A 1,079-nucleotide genomic window follows, 5' to 3' on the forward strand; every position below is an offset into this window, starting at 1 on the left:
GCGCGGACGCGGCCGCTGGCCGCGGGCCAGCGTCACTACGTCGCCGGCGAGGCCGGCGGCGAACACCCGGCTGGAGTCGGTGCCCCCGCGCTGCCGGGCCATCAGTTCCTCGGAGAGGTCCCGGACCTGGGCCTTGAGGGCGGCGACCTCGTTTTCCAGCTGGAGGATGCGCTTGATCCCTTCCAGCGAGACGCCTTCCTGGGACAGCCGCTGGACCTCGCGCAGGGTGTTGACGTCCTTCTGGGAATAGCGGCGCTGCCTGCCCCGCTGGCGCGACGGAGAGACCAGGCCGAGACGGTCGTACTGGCGCAGGGTCTGCGGGTGCATGTCCGCCAGTTCGGCCGCCACCGAAATCACGAAGATCGGCGCGTTCATATCGATGCTCATGGTGCTCTCCCTCCTGCGCTTCGCGCGTTTCCCGTCCGGACTGTCCCGACCTGTCGTAACGTCCCGCTACAGCCTGGCCTTGGCGGCAAGGTTTCCGCGCGGGTCGGACCCGGCGGTCGCCGCCGCGAAGGCGTTGACTGCGTCTTCGGCCTCTTTCCCAAGATTCTGCGGGACCACCACGTCGATGGTCACGAGCAGGTCGCCGGTGTTCTTCGAGGTCTTCACCCCGCGTCCCTTCACGCGGAGCGTCCGGCCGGAGGGTGTCCCTGCCGGGATCTTGACCTTGACGAATTCGCCGGTCAGGGTCGGCACGTCGATCTGCGCGCCCAGCGCGGCCTCCGGGAACGTGACCGGGACGTGGATCCTGATGTTGTCGCCGTCGCGCTGGAAGAACGGGTGGGGCTTGACGTTGACGGTCACCATCAGGTCGCCCGCGCCGGCGGGGCCGGCCTGGCCCTTGCCGCGGACGCGGACCTTTTGGCCGTCTTTAATCCCGGCCGGGATCCGCACGTCAATCACCTCGCCGCTGGGCTCGCGCAACCCGATGGTGGTGCCGTTGATGGAACCGGCGAAGGAAATGCTGGTGGTCGCGGTGCGGTCGGCGCCCCTGCGCGGCGGCTGCTGCTGCGGGAAACCGCCGAACCCGCCGAACAAATCGGCGAACTCCGGCGGCACGGTGCCCGCGGACCCGG

The 1,079-nt window shown here is 69.6% G+C and carries 2 protein-coding genes; both read right to left on the reverse strand.

What is annotated here, in order from left to right:
- A partial coding sequence (locus AC5RV2_RS18305; RefSeq protein ID WP_494093510.1) for a heat shock protein transcriptional repressor HspR occupies positions 1–387 on the reverse strand: 387 nt, incomplete at its 3' end.
- 66 nt (positions 388–453) lie between these two features.
- Positions 454–1,079 (reverse strand): J domain-containing protein (locus AC5RV2_RS18310; RefSeq protein ID WP_494093511.1); only part of this gene is annotated, 626 nt, incomplete at its 5' end.

This window comes from Arthrobacter sp. Y3225116 (assembly GCF_059091245.1).